Annotated in this window: 2 protein-coding genes; both read left to right on the forward strand. The window is 39.1% G+C overall.

Going from position 1 to position 2,760, the window contains the following annotated elements:
* Nucleotides 1–934 (forward strand): hypothetical protein (locus ACFILO_RS09135; protein WP_375678187.1); only part of this gene is annotated, 934 nt, incomplete at its 5' end.
* 6 nt (nt 935–940) lie between these two features.
* Nucleotides 941–2,760 (forward strand): DUF6990 domain-containing protein (locus ACFILO_RS09140; protein WP_375678188.1); only part of this gene is annotated, 1,820 nt, incomplete at its 3' end.

Consider the following 2,760-nt stretch of genomic DNA (forward strand, 5'->3'; position numbering starts at 1 on the left):
AGCCAAACATCCCAAAGAGACTTTGAAAGCGCTCAAAGATTTTTTCAGCAGTGGTGAGATTTTGGCGACAATTGGTCGGACCCTTGGACAGTCCTATGTAGATCGCATTAATAAAATGGAGGAGGAATATGAGCGAGCTGGTGCTGGTGGTTCCTTTAATGCTGGACTTGAATTTGGAAAATTATTGACTGAAACAGCATCCCTAATGACAGGAGTTGCTGGAGCAGCCAAGGGAGGCATAAAGCTTGGCGCAAAGGCTCTGGCTAAATTTGCTGCTAAGACTGAAGAAGCAGCTGCAAAAGCAGAAAAGGAAGTTGCCCAATCAGTTGGAAAAATTGGCTCTGAAGACAGTGCCAAGGGCGAAACATCCCCAAAGCCTTCAAAAAGCAATAGCAATCGTGAAACACTCGAAAAAAATAAGGAGCATCATGACGGAAAGCGTACAGAAGAAATGCAAAAATTACAGGAAGCAGGATGCACAACATGTACGCAAGAAGCATCGTTTAAAAAAATAGTTAAGAAACCTAACGATAAAGGAGTAATGGAGGATGTTGCAATAAGATCCCGTCCTGATATTCTCTATATAGAGGATGGTGAATTAAAAATTGTTGAGGTAAAAACGGGTAATGCTGGTCTAACCGAAAACCAAAAGATTTTGGAAAAGGAGTATAAAACAGGAGATGCGCAACCCACAGGAGATGTTGTTTTAAAATTCCTTGAGAAAAACAAAGAAAAGCTAAATAAATATCAAGAAGAACTCAGCGATTTTAAGAGAGATTATAAAGGAAGTGCAGAAAAATTTGAGGAAGCATTAGATGATTTTAAGAAAAATTGGCCTAAAGAACAACTGGGCAAGGATTGGGGGAGACCGATAAAATACGAAGTTATTCGTCATCCGGGCCGTTTAACAGAGCTTCTTGCACAAGGAAAGTGAGTCATGATGCAAACCAAAGATGTCACAGAGATTTTAAAAAGACTGGGCTGGGAGCCTTATCGTGATAACGTGGGTGATACTTTTGCGCATTATCATCTTCCCGATCGCATTATTGGCATTGGCTATGGTGTAAAAAATTATGGAGAGAGAGGCAAAGAGTTTTTGCTTTCGGCTGATCTCACCACCGCTGCTTATTGTCTTGCTAGGGAATATTCTAGAGGTGAAAAATCACAGCGTAAATATGGAGATGTGCTGTTTTATGCGAAGGAGGATTTTAATGTTAAAGCTCCAGATCTTTCCGAAAGCCATATCACAACCGCTTTAAACAAAGTGGTTGCATGGGCGCAAGCACAGGATATTGAGCAAAAATTACGCGAGGAAGCTGCTAATCATTCTGCCGTTGCACAAGCATTACTTGGTGATATGGAGGCTTTAAGGAGTGATAGATCTACTCCAAAACTATCTGTGCCAGAATTTGCAGATTATAAAACAATGACATCGGATGATCGCCTGCTTTTTTTTGCGCAAGCCTATAAAAATGGGGAGTTGGATGATATTCTAACGCGCAAAAAAACCAAACAGCGCTCGATAAGCCTCACAGCAGCAATGCGCGTTCTCAAAACACAAGGGTGGTTTGCTACGGAGCCTGGAAAAATGTGGTTGATTTTGCCCGACCGCTTCATTCAATTTGATTTTGGTTTTATACGTCTCCATGACAATTACAATGTCCGTATTGAAGCTGAAATATCTAATGAAATGATTTCTGTCGCTTGCAATTGTATTCACTATAGTGAGGAATATTGGTGCGTTTCTCCTAAAAATATTTATAATTCTTTTAATACGATTGGGGGGGGGATTTTTAGTGGTTTTGGTAAAGGCATTGATATTTGTGTAGAGACATTAGATGAGCAAGAGCTTATCAAAATCTCTGAGCGGATAATACAGTGGGCGCGTGCCCAAGATTTACAAGCATCAATAGAAAGCAAAACACGTGTTCAAAAGTATAGCTACAATATACGTATAGTCTGGCATTTGGCTTGTTTAGCATTGACAGGTCAAATTGATGTCTTGAAATCCTATCAAAATGCCGTAAAAGCAGGTACGATTTCTGAGATCTTGGATGACAGTGAAGTAGAGAGATATATTAACCAGGCCGTTCAATTTGCTGAAGAATATCTGAAAATCCTTAATGAGCGAAAAGCCATAGATGATCGTCTTAGTTTACAAGATTTGTCTTTTCTTAATACAGTTTCTGAAGACTTAAAAAGGATGGACTGGACAGTCTATCGTGATAAAAATTACAATTGCAATGCTTATTTTATAAAGAAAGATCGTATCATTAATATAGTGTACGACCTTGATAAAAACGGAGAGACACCGCTTGTTACCTTCAAGGTTTCTCTTTCAACACTTGGTTTTTCTACAGCTTATCGATCTATTTTCATCAATACTCCCCAATATACCGTTCTTAAAGAGTTAGAAGATATATATACTGTGTCTGGTAATGAAGTTGATGAAGGTAAACTGAAGCAGATCTGTGCGGATATTTTGTGTTGGGCTGATCGACAAAATGTTAATCAAATCATCTATGATTATGCGGCTTTTCCCCCAGACAGTGAATATGATCTTATAATACGCCATTTTATTGCGCTTATTCTGATTGGAGATGTTGAGAGGCTTAAGTTTTATAAAGAGAATTTTAGAAAGGGAAACTCTTTAAGCTTTGTGGAAGGTATCACGAAATATACGATTGACAACGCTCTTACTCTTGCACGGGGTTATCGAGCGGGTTTTCCAAAAAATGCTCCGATTTTGTCCCCTGATTC

Source organism: Bartonella sp. AP72JLCBS (genome assembly GCF_042195705.1).
Lineage (GTDB): Bacteria > Pseudomonadota > Alphaproteobacteria > Rhizobiales > Rhizobiaceae > Bartonella.